The sequence below is a fragment of the Actinosynnema sp. NPDC049800 genome (genome assembly GCF_040656635.1).
Taxonomy (GTDB): Bacteria; Actinomycetota; Actinomycetes; order Mycobacteriales; family Pseudonocardiaceae; genus Actinosynnema.
The window spans coordinates 193177-212687 of record NZ_JBFAMT010000006.1; the positions used below are offsets into that span (position 1 = coordinate 193177).

19 protein-coding genes are annotated in these 19511 nt (G+C 72.3%); 9 read left to right on the forward strand and 10 right to left on the reverse strand.

Annotated features, from left to right (window positions below; genetic code table 11):
- Nucleotide 1: 1 nt before the first annotated feature.
- Nucleotides 2–1318 (forward strand): cation:proton antiporter, encoded by a 1317-nt coding sequence (locus AB0I91_RS10845; protein WP_499636492.1) that lies wholly within the window; start codon nt 2–4, stop codon nt 1316–1318.
- Nucleotides 1319–1419: 101 nt separating this feature from the next.
- On the opposite strand, the gene AB0I91_RS10850 is transcribed toward AB0I91_RS10845, so the two are convergent.
- A complete protein-coding gene (locus tag AB0I91_RS10850) occupies nt 1420–2565 on the reverse strand; it encodes an RNA-guided endonuclease InsQ/TnpB family protein (RefSeq protein ID WP_499636494.1) in 1146 nt (381 codons plus the stop codon).
- A gap of 108 nt (nt 2566–2673) precedes the next feature.
- Between AB0I91_RS10850 and AB0I91_RS10855 the strand changes: the two genes are divergently transcribed.
- The 3 genes from AB0I91_RS10855 to AB0I91_RS10865 are packed head-to-tail and all read left to right on the forward strand — an operon-like array spanning nt 2674 to nt 5583.
- On the forward strand, nt 2674–3918 hold the full coding sequence (locus AB0I91_RS10855) for an ATP-grasp domain-containing protein (RefSeq protein ID WP_498772882.1): 1245 nt from the start codon (nt 2674–2676) through the stop codon (nt 3916–3918).
- Nucleotides 3918–5141 carry an MFS transporter gene (locus AB0I91_RS10860; protein ID WP_499616142.1) on the forward strand — a complete coding sequence of 408 codons (1224 nt, stop codon included), beginning with the start codon at nt 3918–3920 and terminating at the stop codon, nt 5139–5141. The genes AB0I91_RS10855 and AB0I91_RS10860 overlap by 1 nt, the downstream gene beginning before the upstream one ends.
- Nucleotides 5134–5583, forward strand: a complete 450-nt coding sequence (locus tag AB0I91_RS10865; RefSeq protein ID WP_499616139.1) for a hypothetical protein — start codon at nt 5134–5136, stop codon at nt 5581–5583. Before AB0I91_RS10860 ends, AB0I91_RS10865 begins: the two co-directional genes overlap by 8 nt.
- A 52-nt stretch (nt 5584–5635) precedes the next feature.
- Here the strand turns inward: AB0I91_RS10865 and AB0I91_RS10870 are convergent, their stop codons facing one another.
- Nucleotides 5636–6865 carry an MFS transporter gene (locus tag AB0I91_RS10870; RefSeq protein ID WP_498772874.1) on the reverse strand — a complete coding sequence of 410 codons (1230 nt, stop codon included), beginning with the start codon at nt 6863–6865 and terminating at the stop codon, nt 5636–5638.
- Between the two features lie 270 nt (nt 6866–7135).
- Here AB0I91_RS10870 and AB0I91_RS10875 point away from each other — a divergent pair, with 270 nt between their 5' ends.
- On the forward strand, nt 7136–8227 hold the full coding sequence (locus AB0I91_RS10875; RefSeq protein ID WP_499616133.1) for an S-(hydroxymethyl)mycothiol dehydrogenase: 1092 nt from the start codon (nt 7136–7138) through the stop codon (nt 8225–8227).
- Nucleotides 8228–8254: 27 nt separating this feature from the next.
- Nucleotides 8255–9088 (forward strand): siderophore-interacting protein, encoded by an 834-nt coding sequence (locus tag AB0I91_RS10880; RefSeq protein WP_499616130.1) that lies wholly within the window; start codon nt 8255–8257, stop codon nt 9086–9088.
- A 13-nt stretch (nt 9089–9101) separates the two neighbouring features.
- Here AB0I91_RS10880 and narI read toward each other — a convergent pair whose 3' ends face one another.
- The 8 genes from narI to mrf all read right to left on the reverse strand — a co-directional run bounded on the left by narI (nt 9102) and on the right by mrf (nt 18759).
- Complete coding sequence (narI, locus tag AB0I91_RS10885) at nt 9102–9827, reverse strand: respiratory nitrate reductase subunit gamma (protein WP_498772868.1); 726 nt, start codon at nt 9825–9827, stop codon at nt 9102–9104.
- Nucleotides 9824–10459, reverse strand: a complete 636-nt coding sequence (gene narJ, locus AB0I91_RS10890; RefSeq protein ID WP_499636496.1) for a nitrate reductase molybdenum cofactor assembly chaperone — start codon at nt 10457–10459, stop codon at nt 9824–9826. Before narJ ends, narI begins: the two co-directional genes overlap by 4 nt.
- A complete protein-coding gene (gene narH, locus AB0I91_RS10895; RefSeq protein WP_498772864.1) occupies nt 10456–12204 on the reverse strand; it encodes a nitrate reductase subunit beta in 1749 nt (582 codons plus the stop codon). Before narH ends, narJ begins: the two co-directional genes overlap by 4 nt.
- Nucleotides 12204–15905 (reverse strand): nitrate reductase subunit alpha, encoded by a 3702-nt coding sequence (locus AB0I91_RS10900; protein ID WP_499636498.1) that lies wholly within the window; start codon nt 15903–15905, stop codon nt 12204–12206. The genes narH and AB0I91_RS10900 overlap by 1 nt, the downstream gene beginning before the upstream one ends.
- Nucleotides 15902–17140 (reverse strand): MFS transporter, encoded by a 1239-nt coding sequence (locus tag AB0I91_RS10905; protein WP_498772860.1) that lies wholly within the window; start codon nt 17138–17140, stop codon nt 15902–15904. Before AB0I91_RS10905 ends, AB0I91_RS10900 begins: the two co-directional genes overlap by 4 nt.
- A 115-nt stretch (nt 17141–17255) precedes the next feature.
- Entirely contained in the window at nt 17256–17417 is a 162-nt protein-coding gene (gene rpmF, locus AB0I91_RS10910; RefSeq protein ID WP_499636500.1) for a 50S ribosomal protein L32, read from the reverse strand.
- Entirely contained in the window at nt 17417–17668 is a 252-nt protein-coding gene (locus tag AB0I91_RS10915) for a type B 50S ribosomal protein L31 (RefSeq protein WP_498772856.1), read from the reverse strand. The genes rpmF and AB0I91_RS10915 overlap by 1 nt, the downstream gene beginning before the upstream one ends.
- On the reverse strand, nt 17665–18759 hold the full coding sequence (mrf, locus tag AB0I91_RS10920; protein ID WP_499616117.1) for a ribosome hibernation factor-recruiting GTPase MRF: 1095 nt from the start codon (nt 18757–18759) through the stop codon (nt 17665–17667). The genes AB0I91_RS10915 and mrf overlap by 4 nt, the downstream gene beginning before the upstream one ends.
- Nucleotides 18760–18808: 49 nt before the next feature.
- Here mrf and rpmB point away from each other — a divergent pair, with 49 nt between their 5' ends.
- From rpmB to rpsN, 3 genes are read left to right on the forward strand one after another with little or no spacing between them, the layout of a single operon-like run.
- Entirely contained in the window at nt 18809–19048 is a 240-nt protein-coding gene (gene rpmB / locus AB0I91_RS10925) for a 50S ribosomal protein L28 (RefSeq protein ID WP_498772852.1), read from the forward strand.
- Nucleotides 19048–19215: a 50S ribosomal protein L33 gene (rpmG, locus tag AB0I91_RS10930; RefSeq protein WP_498772850.1), complete on the forward strand. Its 168-nt coding sequence runs from the start codon at nt 19048–19050 to the stop codon at nt 19213–19215. Before rpmB ends, rpmG begins: the two co-directional genes overlap by 1 nt.
- Nucleotides 19215–19511, forward strand: a complete 297-nt coding sequence (gene rpsN, locus AB0I91_RS10935) for a 30S ribosomal protein S14 (RefSeq protein ID WP_499636502.1) — start codon at nt 19215–19217, stop codon at nt 19509–19511. The genes rpmG and rpsN overlap by 1 nt, the downstream gene beginning before the upstream one ends.

A 19511-nucleotide genomic window follows, 5' to 3' on the forward strand; every position in this document is an offset into this window, starting at 1 on the left:
CGTGGTCCTGTCCGCCGCGCCGCCGAGCACGCTCGGCGCGCATCCGCTGCTCATGTTCCTGCTCCAGGTCGCCGTGCTGCTGGGCGCGGCGATCTTGCTCGGGCGGCTCGCCGTCCGGTTCGGCATGCCCGCCGTCGTCGGCGAACTGGCCTCCGGCGTCGTACTCGGGCCGTCGCTGCTGGGCGCGTTCGCCCCGGTGTTCGACGTGCCGGCCCAGCTGCACCTGCTCGACGCCGTCGGCCAGTTCGGCGTGCTGCTGCTGGTGGGGTTCACCGGCATGCACCTCGACCTCGGCCTGGCGCGCCGACAGCGCCGGGCCGCCACCTGGGTCGGCGCGGGCGGCCTGCTCATACCGCTGGGGCTCGGCGTCGGCGCCGGGTTCCTGCTGCCCGCCGCCATGCTCGGCCCGGCGGCGGACCGGCCGGTCTTCGCGCTGTTCCTCGGGGTGGCGGTGTGCGTGAGCGCCATCCCGGTGATCGCCAAGGTGCTGCTGGAGATGAACCTGCTGCACCGCGACATCGGGCAGCTCACCGTCACGGCCGCCGCCGTGGACGACGTGGTCGGCTGGTCGCTGCTGGCCGTGGTGTCCGGGATGGCCGCCTCCGGGCTGACCGCCGGGCACGTGGCGTGGTCGCTGGGCGCGCTGGCGCTGGTGCTCGTGCTGGCCCTGGCGGTGGTGCGGCCGGTGGCGCGCGGCTCGCTGCGGCTCGCCGAGCGCTCCGGCGACCCGGGGGTGACCGTGGCCGTGGTCGTGCTGCTGGTGATAGCGTCCGCCGCCGGCACGCACGCCTTGGACTTGGAGCCGGTGCTGGGGGCGTTCGTGTGCGGCCTGGTCATCTCGTCGGTCGGCGGTGTCGCCCGTGAGCCGCTGGCGGTGCTGCGCACGTTCGTGATGGGCGTCCTGGCGCCGCTGTTCTTCGCGACGGCGGGGCTGCGGATGGATCTCACGGCCCTGCGCCACCCCGCCGTGCTCGGCACGGCGCTGGCCGTGCTGCTGCTGGCCGTGGTCGGCAAGTTCACCGGCGCCTACGCGGGCGCGCGGCTGGCCGGGCTCGGCCACTGGGAAGGTCTCGCGCTCGGCGCGGGGCTCAACGCGCGCGGTGTCATCGGCGTGATCGTGGCGCTGGTCGGCCTGCGGCTGGAGGTGCTGTCGACCGAGGCTTACACGGTCGTGGTGCTGGTGTCGGTCGTGACGTCGCTGATGGCGCCGCCGACGTTGCGGTACGCGGCACGGCGGATCGCCGTGACCGACGAGGAACGCCGGCGCGAGAAGGCGTTCGGCGGTGTGCACGTCCTATCGAAAGTGGAGCCCCGTTGACGTCCTCCCCTCCCTGAAGGGAGGGGTTTCCCCGTCGGGCTCACGCCCGACGGTTCCTGTTTCCGTTCCCCGAGGGGAGGTTGCGCCGGATGCCTCGTCGACTAGCGTCGGGTCGGTCTGACTCCGGCTCCACAGGCAGTGGCCGCCCGTCCGGCGGCCAGGATGTTGCGCGACGCGTTGACGTCGCGGTCGTGCGTGGTGCCACAGCCGGGGCAGGTCCAGGCCCGGACGTTCAGCGTCAACCGGTCCAGGAGGTGCCCGCAGTGCGAGCAGGTCTTCGTGCTGGGGAACCAGCGGTCGACCACGACCAGCTCGCGGCCGTACCACTCCGCCTTGTACTCCAGCATCTCCCGGAACGTGGTCCAGGCCGCGTCGGAGATGGCGCGGGCCAGCTTCCGGTTGCGGACCATGTTGCGGACGGCCAGATCCTCGATCACGACCACTTGGTTCTCGCGGACGAGTCGGGTCGACAGCTTGTGCAGCAGGTCCCGACGGCGGTCGCCGATGCGGGCGTGGACCCGTGCGACCCGCAGCCGGGCCTTGGCCTGGTTGTTGCTGCCCTTCTCCTTGCGCGCCAGCACCCGCTGGGCGCGGGCCAGGCGGTCCCGGTCACGGCGCTCGTGCCGGGGGTTGGCGATCTTCTCCCCGGTCGAGAGGGTCAACAGGCTCGTGAGCCCGGCGTCGATTCCGACCCACTCCCGCGCGGGCGGCAGGTGCTCGATCGTGGTCTCCACCAGGATCGACACGTGCCAGCGGCCGGACGGGTCCAGCGACACCGTCACCGTGGACGGCTCCGCTCCCTCCGGCAGGGGCCGCGACCACACGATGGCCAACGGCTCTGCCATCTTCGCCAGCGTGAGCCGGCCGTCGCGCCACCGGAATGCGGACTTCGTGTACTCGGCGGACGCTCGGCCGCGCTTGCGGGACTTGAACCGCGGGTAGCGGGACCGCTTGTCAAAGAACGCGGCGAACGCAGACTGGAGGTGCCGCAGGCCCTGCTGCAACGGGACCGAGGAGACCTCGTTGAGGAACGCCAGCTCGTCGGTCTGCTTCCACTCCGTGAGCAGCGCGGAGGTCTGCGCGTAGTTCACGCGCCGCTGTTCGGTGTACCAGGCGGAGTTCCGGGCCTCCAACGCCCGGTTGTAGACCAGGCGGACACACCCGAACGTCCGACGCAGCTCCGTCTCCTGAGCAGGGGTGGGCGCGAAGCGGTACCGGTACGCCCGCTTCACCACCGACCGCCTCACGCCTCACATACTACCACCTGAATAGGTAAAGCCCTCGACGCCCGTCGTGACCGGGGCATCGATTCCTTCCCCGCCTGAAGGCGGGGGTTCCCACCGACAGGAGCACAGATGAGCAAGACCGACCAGCGGCCCCTCCTGCTCGTGGTCGCGACCGGCATGCGGTTGTACCGCGAGTACCTGCTGCGCTCGATCAGCGCGGAGTACCGGGTGCACCTGTTCCTGACCGCCGAACCCGACTGGGAGAAGGAGTACGTGTCCGGCTGGACCGTGCTGCCCTCCACCACCGACGGGCCGGCCATGGCGGCGGCAGCGGCGGAGATCCACGCCGGGACGCCGTTCTCCGGTGTGCTGTGCTGGGACGAGGTGCGCATCCACGCCACCGCGTTCGTCGCGCGCGCCTTAGGGCTGCGCAACGGCGACCCGGACGTGATCTGGCGCCTGCGCGACAAGGGCGGCACGCGCGCGGCGCTGAAGGCGTCGGGCGTGCCGCAGCCCCGGTCGATCCCGGTCAAGACCGTGGACGAGGCGGTGGCGGCGGCGGCCGAGGTCGGGTACCCGGCGATCCTCAAGCCGCGCGGCCTCGGCGCGAGCCTGGGCGTGATCAAGGTCCACGACGAGGACGAGGTGCGCGCGAACTTCGCGTTCACCGAGGCGGCGCGCGGGCCGGAGCCGGTGGTGTTCGACACCGACCAGCCGATCCTGGTCGAGGAGTTCGTGTCGGGCGAGGAGATCAGCGTCGACTCGGTGGTGCGCGACGGTGTCGTCACGCCGCTGTTCGTCGGCCGCAAGGTCGTCGGCTACCACCCGTACGCCGAGGAGGTCGGCCACTTCGTGGACGCCTCCGACCCGCTGCTGACCGACGACGTGCTGCTCGACGTGGCCCAGCGGACGCACAAGGCGCTGGGCTTCACCGACGGCATCACGCACGCCGAGTACATGCTGACCGCCGAAGGTCCCAAGGTCATCGAGGTCAACGGCCGCCTCGGCGGAGACATGATCCCCTACCTCGGCCTGCTCGCCACGGGCGTCGACCCGGGTCTGGTCGCGGCGGGCGCGGCCACCGGCGGCGCGGTGGACGTCGAGCACGCGCACGACCGCGTGGCGGGCATCCGGTTCTTCTACGTCGCGGAGGAGGACACCACGCTCGGCTCGCTGGCGTTCGACTCCGCCAAGCTGCCCGAGGGCATCGACCGCGTCGTCACGGTCGCGCAGCCGGGGGCGGTCGTCTCACCGCCGCCCAAGGGCACGGTCTGGGGCCGCATCGCGTTCGCCATCGCCACCGGCGCCTCGCGCGACGAGGTCGCCGCCCGGCTCGACGCGGCCGAAGCCGCGCTGGACGTGACGAGCGCCTGATGACGACCGCGAAGAACACCGACCAGGGCATCTGGCGGACGTTCGTCGAATCGCCCGCGGCCGTGAAGGCCGTGCTGGCCGGCGTGTTCGTGAACAAGGTCGGTGGTTTCCTCAACATCTTCCTGGTGCTGTTCCTGACCGCACGGGGCTTCTCGGCCGGCCAGGCGGCGACGGCGTTGGGCGTCTACGGCGTCGGCAACGTCATCGGCGTCCTGGTCGGCGGCGCGCTGGCCGACCGGCTCGGCGCGCGCAACTCCACCGTGCTCAGCATGGGTGGCGCGGCGGTGCTCACCGCCGCGCTGCTCTATCTGCCGGACTACGCGCTGCTCGTCGGCGCGGTGGCCGTGCTCGGCGCGGTCTCCCAGGTCTACCGGCCCGCGTCGGCCACCCTGCTCTCCGAGCTCACGCCCGACGACCGGCAGGTCATGGTGTTCGCCATGTACCGGTTCGGCCTGAACCTGGGCACCACCGCCGCGCCGCTGATCGGCTTCGGCCTCTACCAGCTCGGCGGTGACGACTACGGCCTGCTGTTCTGGGGCGAGGCCGCGGTCGCGGCGGCGTACGCGCTGGTCGCCTACCGCGTGCTGCCCGCCAGGACCGGGGCGAGGCAGGCGGCGGGCGAGGAGCCCGCGCCCGCGGGCAGCTACGTCGACGTGCTGCGCGACCGGCGCTTCCTGGTGTACCTGGTGGCGACGTTCTTCCACGCGGTGGTCTACGTGCAGTACCTGTCGACGTTGCCGCTGGACGTGCAGGCGTCCGGGGTGCCGATCTTCTGGTACACGCTCGCGGTCGCGGTGAACGGCGGCGCGGTCATCCTGCTCGAACTGGTGGTGACCAAGAAGACGCAGCACATGCGGGCCAACCTGGTCGTCGCGGTCGCGTTCGTGGTGATCGGCGTCGGCTTCGCGCTGTACGCGCTGCCGCTGGGCCCGGCGGTGATCGTGGCGGGCACGCTGGTGTGGACGCTGGGTGAGATCATCGGCGGCCCCATGCTGTTCGCCTACCCCGGCATGGCCGGCCCCGCGCACCTCAAGGGCCGCTACATCGGCAGCTTCCAGTTCGTCTACGGCCTCGGCGCCGCCGCGGGCCCGATCGTCGGCGGGTTCCTGTTCCTCCAGCTGGGCCACGGCGCGTGGCCCGTGCTGGCGGCGGTGGAGCTGGGCGCCGCGGTCGCCGTGTACGCGGCCATCCGCAACCGGGCGGGAGGGCCGGACGGTGGGTGACTTCGACTTCCTCATCGGCCGCTGGTCGATCCACAACCGCAGGCTGCGGCGGCGGCTGGTGGGCAGCGACGACTGGGAGGAGTTCGCCTCCTCCTCGGACGTGCGCCCGATCTTCGGCGGCGCGGGGAACGTGGACGAGATCACGTTCCCCGACGGGACGTCCGGCCTGACCGTGCGGCTGTTCGACCCCGCCACCGGTCGCTGGTCGCTGAACTGGGCGAGCAGCGACTCGGGCGTGTTCTTCCCGCCGCTGTTCGGCTCCTTCGCCGACGGCGTCGGCACCTTCCACGGCGACGAGGTGCAGGACGGCGTCCCCGTCCGCATCCGCTTCCTCTGGCACCGCGTCACCGGCGACTCGGCGCGGTGGGAGCAGGCCATGTCGGCCGACGGCGGGCGGACGTGGGAGACCAACTGGTACATGGACATCACGCGCCGGGCCTGACCCCGTGCGGCAGCCCCCGTCCCGGATCGAGGACGGGGGCTTCACCGCGTGGTCAGGCCGCGACGGGCGCGTCGGCGTCGACGGCGTCCGGGTCGGGTTGCAGCGCCACCAGGACGACGGCGCCGAGGGTGAGCGCGACGCTGGCCAGGATCACCGGCAGGTAGCTGCCCGCGGCGTCGGCCAGGACCGCGCCGAGCTGGCTGCCGACCGCCACGGCGACCATGTGCAGCGCCCACAGCACGCCGATCGCGGTGCCCTTGCGCCCGCGCGGCAGGATCTTCGCGATCCACATCGTGGTGGCGACGACCGTGACGAGGTAGCTGGCGCCGAACAGCGCGCCGAACACCAGCACGGTGAACTCGGCGGCGAAGAACGGCGCGATCATCATCGACGCGGCGCGCAGCGCGTACCCGCCGATCAGCGTGGCCCGGATCAACCCCTTGTCGCACAACCGGCCCGCCACCAGCGAACCGGCGATCTCCAGCCCGCCCAGCAGCACGAACGCCAGCGAGCTGGTCACCGGCGCGACGCCGTGGTCGTGCATGTGCGGGAACAGGTGGACGTCGATGAACGCCATCGTCGTGCCGCAGGCGAAGAACGGCAGGATGAGGCCGCGCACCCGCTTGTCCGCCAACGCCATCCGGATGCCGGCCCAGAAGCCGTGCTCGGCGGGCGCGGACGGCGCGGCGTTGCGGTTCGAGTAGCGCACCAGCAGCAGCGACAGCGGCAGCATCACGACCAGGAACACCACGCCGACGCCCAGCAGGATCTGCTGCCACGACGTGACCGTGCCCAGGAACGTCCACAGCGGCACCAGCACCATGAACCCGACCGCCGCGCCGTTGGTCAGCACCGCGTACAGGAACCCGGCGTTGCGGCCCTGGAACAGCTGGTCGGCCAGCACGCCGAGCGGCACGAACGACAGCATCGTGCAGCCGACCGCGCCGAGGATGCCGTAGGTCGGCACGAAGACCCAGATGTCCGTCGCCAGCGCGCAGACCACGAGCACCACACCGGTGATGCCCGCGCCGATCGCCAGCACCGGCACCGCGCCGATCCGGTCGGCGAGGTGGCCCACTGCAGACGACGCGAGCGCCGTCACCACGGCGAACAGCGTCGTGCCGACCGCGAGCGTGCCGCGGCTGACGTCGAAGTCGTCCGCGATCGGCAGGAACAGCACCTGGACGGTGGACTTCATCGACGAGCCCGCCATGGAGATGACGAAGCTGACGGTGGTCGCGAACACCGCGAAAGCGGTGATGCCGGACGCGACTTTCGGCACGGTGCTCATTGTTCTCCAGATCCGCCCGCGGTAGCCGCCCGCCGGGCCCGTTCATGCTGCCATGCGCGTTGTCCTGCGAAAACACCGCTTCAGCTATCGCCGGTTGAGCCGAACAGCTCAATCCCGGAGGACATTCGACGGGGTATGCGGCGCGCGCCCATAGGAAATCCCGATGCGGACGACCGGCAGCATTCCCGCTGGGCCGCTCGCAGGCATTCGCCTCACCTATCCTGTCGCCGTACGAGGCCGGTCGACGGGGAGGCTCGGGAGATGTCGAGGATCGTCAAGGCAGTCGTCGCCACGGGCAAGGGCGAACCGGTCGGCATCCACGACATCGTCGTCCCCGACCCCGGACCGGGCGAGGTGACGGTCCGCGTCCTGGCCTCCGGTGTCTGCCACACCGACCTGCACTACCGCGACGGCGTGATCGGCGACGCCTACCCGTACCTGCTCGGCCACGAGGCGTCCGGCATCGTCGAGCAGGTCGGCCCCGGCGTGGACGGCGTGGCGCCCGGCGACTTCGTGGTGCTGAACTGGCGCGCGGTCTGCGGTCGCTGCCGCGCGTGCCGCCGCGGCCGGGCCGAGGCCTGCGTGGACGACCACACCGCGTCGACCAGGATGACCCTGACCGACGGCACGCCGCTGCACCCGGCGTTGGGCATCGGCGCGTTCACCGACCTGACGCTGGTGCACGCGGGCCAGTGCACCCCGGTCTCGCCCAAGGCGGACCCGGCCGTCGCCGCCCTCCTGGGCTGCGGCGTCATGTCGGGCCTGGGCGCGGCGATGAACACGGGCGGCGTCACCACCGGCGACACGGTCGCCGTGATCGGCGTGGGCGGTGTCGGCTGCGCGGCCGTCGCGGGCGCCAAGCTGGCCGGCGCCACCACGATCGTCGCGGTGGACATCGACGAGCGGAAGCTGTGCCACGCCCGCGTGCTGGGCGCGACGGACGTGGTCGACGCCCGGCAGACCCCGGACGTGGTGGCCGCCATCCGCGCCCTGACCGACGACCTCGGCGCGGACGTGGTGATCGACGCCGCCGGCACGCCCGAGACGTGGCGGCAGGCGTTCTACGCGAGGGCGCTCGGCGGCACGTTCGTGCTGGTGGCCCGCCCCGACTCCGGGATGCGACTGGAGCTGCCGCTGCTGGACACGTTCCTGCGCAACGGCACCTACCGCACGAGCTGGTACGGCGACTGCCTCCCGTCGCGCGACTTCGCGCCGCTGGTCGACCTGCACCTCCAAGGCCGCCTGCCCCTGGACCACTTCGTCACCGAGCGCATCGGCGTGGCCGAGGTGGAGCAGGCGTTCGCCGCGATGCGGGCGGGTGACGTGCTGCGCAGCGTCGTGGTCTTCGCCTGAGCGCTTGTTTAGGTTAGCCTAACCTGCATGCCTCGGTATTCGACGTTGGAGCAGTTGCAGCTCAAGGTGCTCACCAAGGCCGTCGGCCTGGTCGCGGCGACGCCCAACCAGCGCGAGGTGTTCGACCAGTTCGCCATGACGGTCGCCGCGGTCGCCGACGTCACGCCGCACCTGCGCCGGGTGACGTTCCGGGCGCCGGAGTTCGCCGAGTACCGCGTGACCGGCCCGGACGAGTGCTTCGGCCTGCTGATGCCGCCGGCCGACCGGCCGTTGACCATGCCGAGCGCGGACCGCGTCAACGTCCGCACCGCGATCCGCGCCCTGCCCGCCGAGGACCGGCCGGACCTGCGGTGGTACACGATCCGGGCCCACCGCCCCGAGCGGAACGAGGTCGACGTGGACTTCGTCCTGCACGGCGACGCCGGGCCGGGCACCCGCTGGGCGACCAGCGCCGAGGTGGGCCGGTCCGTCGGCTTCCGCGCGGGCAACTCCGGCTACCGCCCGCCGTCGGGCGGCGCGGTCCTGCTGGCCGCCGACGAGACCGCGCTGCCCGCCCTGTGCGCGATCCTGGAGTCGGGCGTGCCCGCGGACGCGCGGATCTTCGCCGAGGTGCCCGACGAGGGCTACCGGGTGGCCGTCGACGCACCCGTCACCTGGCTCTACCGCGGCGCCGACGCCCCCGGCTCGCACCTGCTCCGCGCCGTGGCCGACCTGCCCTCCCCCGCACCGGACTACGCCTGGGTGTGCGGTGAGTCGACCCTGGCCACCACCGTCCGCCGCCACTTGGTGAAGGAACGCGGCGTCGACCGCCGCTCGGTGATGTTCAGCGGCTACTGGAAGCTCGGCGCCGCCCGGCTGTGACCGCCGACCCGCGCTACCAGCCGCGCCGGGCGGGTCGGTTGCCCGGCCGCTCGTCACGGCTGCGGTAGACGATGTAGGGGCGGGTGAGGTAGCCCAACGGCATCGAGAACACGTGCACCAGGCGGCTGAACGGCCAGAACGCGAACAGCGCCCACGCCACCAGCGCGTGCAGCTGGAACCCCAGCGGCGCGGCGGCCATCAGCTCCGGCTTCGGCCGCAGGTAGAAGATCGACCGGAACCACGGCGACACCGACTCGCGGTAGTCGTGCGGGTGGTCGGTGAGGTTGCCCAGCACCGTCGTGCCGAGACCCAGCACGATGGCGCCGACCAGCAGCACGTACATCACCTTGTCGTTGCGGGTGGTCGCGGAGAACACCGGGCCGACGGTCCGGCGCCGGTAGACCAGGATCGCCGCGCCCACCAGCGTGCAGGCGCCGGCGAGCACGCCGAGCACGACCGCGACCACGTGGTAGGCGGTGTCGCCGATCCCGACCGCCTCGGTCCACGACTTCGGCACGAGCACGCCGCCGACGTGGCCGAGCACGACGACCAGGATGCCGAAGTGGAACAGCGGGCTGCCCAGCCGCAGCAACCGGCTCTCGTAGAGCTGGGAGGAGCGGGTGGTCCAGCCGAACTTGTCGTAGCGGTAGCGCCAGAAGTGGCCCACGACGAACACCGCGATCGACACGTACGGCACGACGACCCACAGCATGATGTCGAGCGTGCTCGGCCCGGTCATCGCGACCCTCCTCGCGGCAGGTGCTCGGGTGGGCCGAACGGGGCCAGGCCGACCTCCTCCTCGGGAGGTCCCTCGGCGATCAGCCGGGCGATCGCGTCGTGCTCGTGCCGTCCCAGCGGGGGCAGGGTCGCCGACACCGACTCCAGGACGTGCGCCCACGGCGAGCCGGCCTCGCGCAGGCCGAGGCGGATGAGCTCCAGCCCGGCCCGGTGCTCGCACAGCAGCCGCAGCCCGGTCGCCGGGTCGCCGGTGGCGGCGAACTCCAGCACCACGGCCAGGTGGTCGGGCAGCTCGCCGTCGTCGAGTTCGAGCCCGGCGGCGCGGTAGGCGTGCTTGAACCGCAGCAGCGCCATGCCGCGCTTGCGCGTGTCGCCGTACGCGAAGTAGGTCAGGTAGGGGCTGAACCGCTTGCGGTGGTCGAACGTCGCCACGTAGTCGGCGGCCAGCTCGATCGGCGGCGTGGCCGCCACGTGGTCCAGGAACGCGTCCAGCGGCGCCGCGAGCGGCGCGGGCAGGGTCCGGGTCGCGGCGCGCAGCAACGGCAGCCGGGCGAACGACGGCTCGTCGGGGTAGCCCAGCGACAACGACTGGACCTGCCACGCGGTGGCGCGCTGCGCGTCGGTGGGCGTCACGGCTTCGGCTCGACCTCGCCGGCCGGGTCTCCCCCGCCGGGCGGCTCACCACGGTCGGGCCGACCTCCCCCGCCGGCCCGACCACCCCCACCCGGCCGGTCGGTCGGCGGGAACAGCCCTTCGGGGCGGCCCTTGCCGTCCCAGTTGAGCAGGTTGACCCGGTTGCCCTTGTCGACCGGCGCGGCGAGGGTGTCGGACGTCTGCCGGTCGCGCAGCATCCGGAAGTTCTCCACCGCGATCGGCGACGTGCCGCCGGAGCCCTCGCCGAACGGGCCGGAGCCGCCCATGCCCGGCCCGCCCTCGTAGTCCAGGCTGCACTCGGTGGCCAGTTCCTCCAGCCCGTGCGCCTGCTCGGCGTGCGCGGGCGGGATGACGTAGCGCTCGTCGTACTTCGCGAGGGCGAGCAGCCGGTACAGGTCGTAGACCTGCTCGCCGGTCATGCCGACCTTCGCCGCGATGGCCTCCTGCGGTTCGCGGCCGAGGTTGATGTCGCGCATGTAGCTGCGCATCGCGGCGAGCCTGCGCAGCACGGCGTCCACCGGCTCGACGTCGCCCGCGGTGAACAGCCGGGCCAGGTACTCGACCGGGATGCGCAGCGCCTCGACGGCGGCGAAGAGGTTGCCGTGGTCCTCGGCGTCGTGGCCGGTGTCGCGCACGACGTCGACCACGGGCGAGAGCGGCGGGATGTACCAGACCATCGGCAGGGTGCGGTACTCCGGGTGCAGCGGCAGCGCGACCTTGAACGTGGTGATCAGCGCGTGGACCGGCGACCGCTGGGCCGCCTCGATCCAGTCGCGCTGGATGCCCGCGCGCTCGGCCTCGCGGACCACGACGGGGTCGTTCGGGTCGAGGAACACCCGTCGTTGCGCCTCGTACAGGTCCTTGTCGTCGGGCGTCGAGGCCGCTTCGAGCACCTTGTCGGCGTCGTAGAGCACCAGCCCGATGTAACGCAGGCGTCCCACGCAGGTCTCCGCGCAGACGGTGGGTATGCCGACCTCGACCCGGGGGAAGCAGAACGTGCACTTCTCGGCCTTGCCGGTGCGGTGGTTGAAGTAGACCTTCTTGTACGGGCAGCCGGACACGCACATCCGCCAACCCCGGCAGCGGTCCTGGTCGACGAGCACGATGCCGTCCTCGGTGCGCTTGTAGATCGCGCCGGACGGGCACGACGCGGCGCACGAGGGGTTGAGGCAGTGCTCGCAGATGCGCGGCAGGTAGAACATGAACGTCCGCTCGAACTCGAACTTCACCTTGTCGGCGATGCCCTTGAGCAGCGGGTCCTGGTCACCGTGGTCGGGCGAGCCGCCGAGGTCGTCGTCCCAGTTCGCCGACCAGGTGATCTTCGTGGGCTCGCCGCTGATCAACGACCGCGGCCGGGCGACCGGGGTGTGCTCCTGCAGCGGCGCGCTGGTCAGCGTGTCGTAGTCGTAGGTCCAGGGCTCGTAGTAGTCGTCGAGGCCGGGCATCTTGGGGTTGCTGAAGATGGTGAGCAGCTTGCGCAGCCGGCCGCCGCCCTTGAGCTTGAGCCGGCCGCGCCTGGTGAGCGCCCAGCCGCCGCGCCAGCGCTCCTGGTCCTCGTAGCGGCGCGGGTAGCCCTGCCCTGGACGGGTCTCGACGTTGTTGAACCAGACGTACTCGACGCCGGAGCGGTTGGTCCAGGCCTGCTTGCAGGTGACCGAGCAGGTGTGGCAGCCGATGCACTTGTCCAGGTTCATCACCATCGCCAACTGGGCCATCACGCGCATCAGTACCGCACCTCCTGGCCGCGACGGCGGATCACGGTCACCTCGTCGCGCTGGTTGCCCGTGGGGCCGAGGTAGTTGAACGCGAACGACAGCTGGGCGTAGCCGCCGATCAGGTGCGAGGGTTTGACCAGCAACCTGGTCAACGAGTTGTGGATGCCGCCGCGCTTGCCGGAGGTCTCCGCGCGCGGCACGTCGATCAGCCGGTCCTGGGCGTGGTGCATGTAGACCGTGCCCTCGGGCATCCGGTGCGACACGACCGCCCGCGCGACCACCACGCCGTTGCGGTTGACCGCCTCGATCCAGTCGTTGTCGGCCACGCCGATCTTCGCCGCGTCCTCTTTGGACATCCAGATGGTCTGCCCGCCGCGCGACAGGCTGAGCATGAACAGGTTGTCCTGGTACTCGGAGTGGATGGACCACTTGGAGTGCGGCGTCAGGTAGCGCACGGTGATGCCCAGCTCGCCCTGGTCGCCGACGCGGGGTTCGCCGAACAGCGCGTGCATGTCCAACGGCGGCCGGAACACCGGCAGCTGCTCGCCCAGCTCGGCCATCCAGTCGTGGTCGAGGTAGAAGTGCTGGCGGCCGGTGAGCGTGTGCCAGGGCTTGAGCCGTTCGACGTTGATCGTGAACGGCGAGTAGCGGCGTCCGCCGGTCTCCGACCCCGACCACTCGGGCGAGGTGATCACCGGCACCGGCGCGGACTGCGTGTCGGCGAAGGTGATCCGCTTGCCCTCGTGCTCGGCGGCGAGGTCGGCCAGCGGCGTCCCGGTGCGGTGTTCGAGCGTGCGGAAGCCCTGGGTGGCGAGGTGGCCGTTCGTGGTGCCGGACAGGGCGAGGATCGCCTCGCACGCGTGCACGTCGCGCACCAGCGACGGTCGGCCGTCGGCGGGGCCGCCTCGGATCGCGCCGTTCTGGCGCCGCAGGTGCTCCACCTCCCGTTCGACCCGGTAGGTGACGCCCTTGGTGGTGGCGCCGAGCGACTCGGCCAGCGGGCCGAGCGCGCCCATCTTGGCCCCGATCGCGGTGTAGTCGCGCTCCACCACCGCGAGCCTCGGCATGGTGACGCCGGGGACCGGCTCGCACTCGCCGGCCTTCCAGTCGCGCACCACGCCGTGCGGGGTGGCGAGCTCGTCGGGGGTGTCGTGCAGCAGCGGGGTGGCCACGACGTCCTCGCGCACGCCCAGGTGCTTCTCCGCCAGCTTGCTGAAGACCTGCGCGATGGCCAGGAACGCGGCCCAGTCCGTGCGGGTCTGCCACGGCGGCGCGATCGCCGGGTTGAACGAGTGCACGAACGGGTGCATGTCGGTGGTGTTGAGGTCGTGCTTCTCGTACCAGGTCGCGGCGGGCAGCACGACGTCGGAGAACAGGGTGGTGCTGGTCATCCGGAAGTCCAGCGACAGCAACAGGTCCAGCTTGCCGACCGGCGCCTCGTCGTGCCAGAGGACGTCCTTCGGCCGGTGCTCCGGCGGGGTCTCCGGCGCGCGCAGCGAGTGGTCGGCGCCCAGCAGGTGCTTGAGGAAGTACTCGTTGCCCTTGCCGGACGAGCCGAGCAGGTTGGCCCGCCAGATGCTCAGCACGCGCGGGAAGTTCCGCGGCGAGTCGGGGTCTTCACAGGCGAAGCGCAGCCGGCCCGCCTTGAGCTCCGCGACGACGTGCTCACCCACCGGCAGCCCGGCGCGCCGTGCGTCGTCGGCGAGGTCGAGGGGGTTGCGGTCGAACGTCGGGTAGGACGGCATCCAGCCCATCCGGGCGGACTGGGCGATCACGTCCGCGGTGGTCTTGCCCGCCAGTTGTCCGCCCGCGGTGGCGGACGCGAGGGTGTCCGCGCCGAACCGGTCGTAGCGGAACTGGTCGGTGTGCAGGTACCAGTACGCGGTCTGGATCATCTGGCGCGGCGGGCGCGACCAGTCCAGGCCGAACGCCAGCTGCGACCAACCGGTGACCGGGCGGCACTTCTCCTGCCCGACGTAGTGCGCCCAGCCGCCGCCGTTGACGCCCTGGCAGCCGGTGAGCGTGGTCAGGGCCAGGAACGCGCGGTAGATCGTGTCCGAGTGGAACCAGTGGTTGGTCCCCGCGCCCATGATGATCATCGACCGGCCGCGGGTCTCCTCGGCGTTGGCGGCGAACTCGCGGGCGATCCGGGCGGCGGCCCGCGCGGGCACACCCGTGATCGTCTCCTGCCACGCGGGCGTGCACGGCTGCTCGGCGTCCTCGTAGCCGCTGGGCCAGACGCCCGGGAGGCCGTCGCGGTGCACGCCGTACTGCGCCAGCAGCAGGTCGAACACCGTGGTGACCAGGTGCCCGCCGACCCGGCGCACCGGCACCCCGCGCCGCAACGCGGACGTCGAGCCGTCCGGGGCGTCGAAGCGCGGCAGCTCCACCACCGCGGAGTCGGCGCCCCCGACCGTCAGCAGCGGGTCGACGTCACCCAGGTCGAGGTTCCACCGGCCCGCGCCCTGCTCGCCGAAGCGGAACCCGAGCGAGCCCGCGGGCACGACGGGGGCGCCGGTGGCGGAGTCGAGCAGCACGGTCTTGAACGCCGCGTTCTCCTGGCCGGCCTGGTCGGGCAGGTCGGCGGCGGTGAGGAACTTCCCGGGCCGGTGCACGGCGCCGTGCTCGTCGAGCCGGACGAGGAACGGCAGGTCGGTGTAGCGCTTGACGTACTCGGTGAAGTACGGCGCCTGGCGCTCGACGAAGAACTCGCGCAGGACCACGTGGCCCATCGCCATGGCCAGCGCGCCGTCCGTGCCGGGCTGGGCCGCCAGCCACTCGTCGGCGAACTTCACGTTGTCGGCGTAGTCCGGCGAGACCGCGACGACCTTCTGCCCCCGGTAGCGGGCCTCGGCCATCCAGTGCGCGTCCGGCGTGCGGGTCACCGGCAGGTTGGAGCCCCACATGATCAGGTAGCCGGCGTCCCACCAGTCACCCGATTCAGGGACGTCGGTCTGGTCGCCGAACACCTGCGGCGAGGCCACCGGCAGGTCCGCGTACCAGTCGTAGAACGACAGCATCGCGCCGCCGAGCAGCGACACGAACCGCGCGCCCGACGCGTGCGACACCATCGACATGGCGGGGATCGGCGAGAAGCCCGCGACGCGGTCCGGCCCGTGGGCCTTGATCGTGTGCACGTGCGCGGCGGCGACCAGCTCGGCCGCCTCGTCCCACGACGCGCGCACCAGGCCGCCCCGGCCCCGTGCCGCCTTGTACCGCCGTGCCCGCTCGGGGTCCTCCACGACGTCGGCCCACGCCAGCACGGGATCGCCGGTGCGCGCCTTGGCCTCCCGGTACAGCTCCAGCAGCACGCCCCGCACGTACGGGTACCGCACGCGGGTCGGCGAGTAGGTGTACCAGGAGAACGCGGCGCCGCGCGGGCAGCCGCGCGGCTCGTACTCCGGGCGGTTCGGGCCGACCGACGGGTAGTCGGTCTGCTGCGCCTCCCAGGTGATGATCCCGTCCTTGACGTAGACCTTCCACGAGCACGAGCCCGTGCAGTTCACCCCATGGGTGGAACGCACCACCTTGTCGTGGCTCCACCGGTCCCGGTAGAACTCGTCCGCCTGCCGCCCGCCGATCTCGTGCAACGTGCGCAGGTCCGGCGAGATGTCGGCGCGGGTGAAGAACCGGCGGGTGCGCACGAGGGCCTCGGCCAGCCCGCCGTCCAGCCCGGCGCTCGCGGGAGGCGGTCCGGTCCCGGTGCTCATGCCGTCACCCCTGCGCCCGGGGCGACCGCGCGCACGGCCCGGCGCACGGCGGTCGCGGTGAACAGCAGCGAGGCCAAGGCGACGACGGCGAGCGCGGCCAGCCCGAGCGCGTACGAGGACAGCGCGCCGTAGAGGGCGCCCATCACCAGCGGCGGCACGAACCCGCCGAGCCCGCCGGCCGCGCCGACCACGCCGGTGACCGAGCCGACCTTGTCCGCCGGTGCGAGCAGCGCGACCAGCGCGAACACCGCGCCGCTGCCCGCGCCGAGCGCGGCGGCCATGGCCAGGAACGCGATCGTGCCCAGCGGTGCCAGCGCGGGCGTGAACGCCTGCACCACCGCGCCCGCGGTCACCACGGCCAGGCAGGCGACGAGCACCCGCACCGGGTCCGACCGGTCCGACAGCCATCCGCCCACCGGACGCATCACGACCGCGAGCAGCACGAACCCGGCCATCCGGTTGGCCGCGTCCGCCTGCGTCAGGCCGTAGGCGGCGCCGAGGTAGGCGGGCAGGTACACCGAGAACGCGACGAACCCGCCGAACGCCACCGCGTACAGCGCGGACGCCTGCCACGTGACGGGCAGCCGCGCGGTGGCCGCCATCCGGCCGGCCACCGACCCGGTCGGCGCCGTCCGCCCCGGCGCGTCGCGCAGCAGCACGGCCGCGACGACCGCGTAGACCGCCAGCACGACCGCCGTGACCACGAACGGTGTCGCCACGCCCCACCGCTCGACCAGCTTGACCGTGGTCAGGGCGCTGATCGCGGTGCCGCCCATGCCCGCGCCGAAGATCCCGATCGCCAGGCCACGCCGCTCGGGCGGGAACCAGAGGTTGACGAACGGCACGCCGACCGCGAACGCCGTGCCGCCCACACCCAGGAAGAACCCGCCGACGAGCAGCGCGGCCAACGATGTGTGCCCGACCAGCCCGAGGAACAGCACCGGCACGATCGTCACCGCCGAGACCAGCGGGAACATCACCCGGCCGCCGAACCGGTCGGTGAGCGCGCCCACCGGTATCCGCCCGACCGATCCCACCACCACCGGGACCGCGACCAGCAACGCCTGCTGGAACGCGCTCAGCCCCAGGTCGGCCTGGAACCGGGGCCCCAGCGGGCTCAGCAGCGCCCACGCCCAGAAGTTGAGCGCGAACCCGACCGTCGCCAGGCCGAGCATCAGCGCCCGCCGACCGGTCGTCGGCGGGCCGTCCGTGGTCGGCACTGCTGACAAGCCCATGACCGAGTCCTCGTCCGTGCTCCGGGTGCGCCCCGGCCATCGTCACCTGGACTCGGCGTCGTCGCACTTCGGCGGACCCCGCCGCGCCTACCCGGTGGTCACGCCCGCCCGGTCGTCACAGCAGGCCGCGTCGGTAGGCGGCCACCAGTCGGCGCGGCACGGTGAGCTTGCGGTCGTCGAGGGTGGTCACCGGGACGAGGTCCGGCGCGGAGGCCTTCCACTGCGACCGGCGGTGGCGGGTGTTGCTGCGCGAGGTCCTGCGCTTCGGCACGGCCATCAGCGGGCCCTCTTCCCGTAGCGGCGGTTGAACTTCTCCACGCGGCCGGCGGTGTCCATGACCCGCTGGTTGCCCGTCCAGAACGGGTGGGAGTCCGAGGTGATGTCGACGGTGATCAACGGGTAGGTGTTGCCGTCCTCCCAGTCGATCGTGCGGGTCGACGTGGCCGTGGACCGGGTCAGGAACGCCTTCCCGGTCGCCTGGTCCTGGAAGACCACCGGGTGGTAGTCGGGGTGGATGCCCTGCTTCACAGCTCCTCCATCTGGTCGTGCCACTCGGCGAACGGGTCGACGAACTCCAGCTCGTCGCTCAACGCCGACTCCTCGTCGGTCACCAACGCCTCGCGCAGCGCCGCCGTGATCCCGTCCGGCTCGGCGGAGGCGGTGATCACCACCAGCTCCTGCGACCGGTCGCCGTACTCCGCGTCCCAGCCGGCCGCCGCCGAGGCCCGGCGCTCGGCGTCCACTTCGGACCAGTCCTCCACAGCCGCCAGCCACGGGCCGAGGTTGCCGACGTTCAGCGCGCCCCCGGCGGATTCCAGCCACAGCGCGACGTCCGGCTGGCTCGCGACCCAGAACCGCCCGCGGGTGCGCACGACGCCGTCGAGCAGGACGTCCAGGGCGTGGTGCAACCGCATCGGGTGGAACGGGCGCCGTGCCGTGAAGTGGACGACGGACGCGCCGTGCGCCGGCGTCAACGGCGGCTGACCGCGCAGCAACGGCCCGAAACCGTCGTCGACGCGTCCCCGGCGCGCGCCGGGCGGGATCGCGGCGAGCAGGGCGGGCACGTCCAGCGTGCCGAGGTCGTGGCGCGGCGCGCGCGGCGACAGGCGGTCGAGCACGGCGTCCAGCACCTCGCCGCCGCCGACGCCCGTCATCACCAGCGCGTCGGCGAACTCGGCCTGTCCCACCACGACCTGCGCCACGGTGCGCTCGTCGCCGGCCGCCGCGGCCATGCCGCGCTCGGCCAACGTGACGTCCCCGGTCGCGTCGGTCAGCCACGTGGTCCGGTCGACCACCGTGATCACGGCCTCGACCCGGATGTCGAGCCCGCGCAGGGCGAAGCAGACGGCTTCCGGCTCCAGCGCCGGGTCCAGGTGCACGACGACCCGTCCGCCCAGGCTTTGCAGCAGCGGCAGGAGGTCCAGGCGCAACGTGCACGAGACGCAGCCGTGCGCGAGCTCCAGCACGGTCAGCCGACCGTCGACCCAGCGGCGCACCACGCCCTCGGCCAGGCCGCTCAGGTCGTGGCGCACCAGCACCGATCCCGGTGACGCGCGCCAGACCTCGTCGGCGACGTCGTGGTGGGCGAGCCCGGCCACCAGTACCACCTCGGTTCCCATGTGGGGTACGGTAACTGGAAACGATTGTCATTTCAATTCAGGAGGTCGTGTGTCCTCGCGCCACTGCCGGCTGACCGGCCGCAAACCCGGCTTCGGCAAACAGGTCTCGCACTCGCACCGGCGCACGTCGCGCCGGTGGCTGCCCAACACGCAACGCCGCCGGTACTGGCTGCCCTCGGAGAACCGGCACGTCGTGCTGACCCTGTCCACCAAGGCGATCAAGACCGTGGACCGGCGCGGCATCGAGTCGGTGGTCGCGGAACTGCGCGCCCGCGGGGAGAAGGTCTGATGGCGAAGGGCAACGACGTCCGGCCGATCATCAAGCTCCGCTCCACGGCGGGCACCGGCTACACCTACGTCACCCGCAAGAACCGGCGCAACGACCCCGACCGCATGGTGCTGCGCAAGTTCGACCCGGTGGTGCGCAAGCACGTCGACTTCCGCGAGGAGCGCTGATGGCCAAGAAGTCCAAGATCGCGAAGGACCGGCAGCGGCGCGAGGTCGTCGCCCGGTACGCCGAGCGCCGCGCGGAGCTGAAGGAGATCATCCGCACCGATCCCGTGCGCCGCGACGAAGCACAGCGGGCGCTGCAGAAGCTGCCCCGTGACGCCAGTCCCACTCGGCTGCGCAACCGGGACGCCGTGGACGGTCGCCCCAGGGCGTTCCACCGCGCGTTCGGCCTGTCCCGCGTCCGGCTGCGCGAGATGGCGCACCGCGGCGAGCTGCCCGGCGTCAGCAAGTCGAGCTGGTGA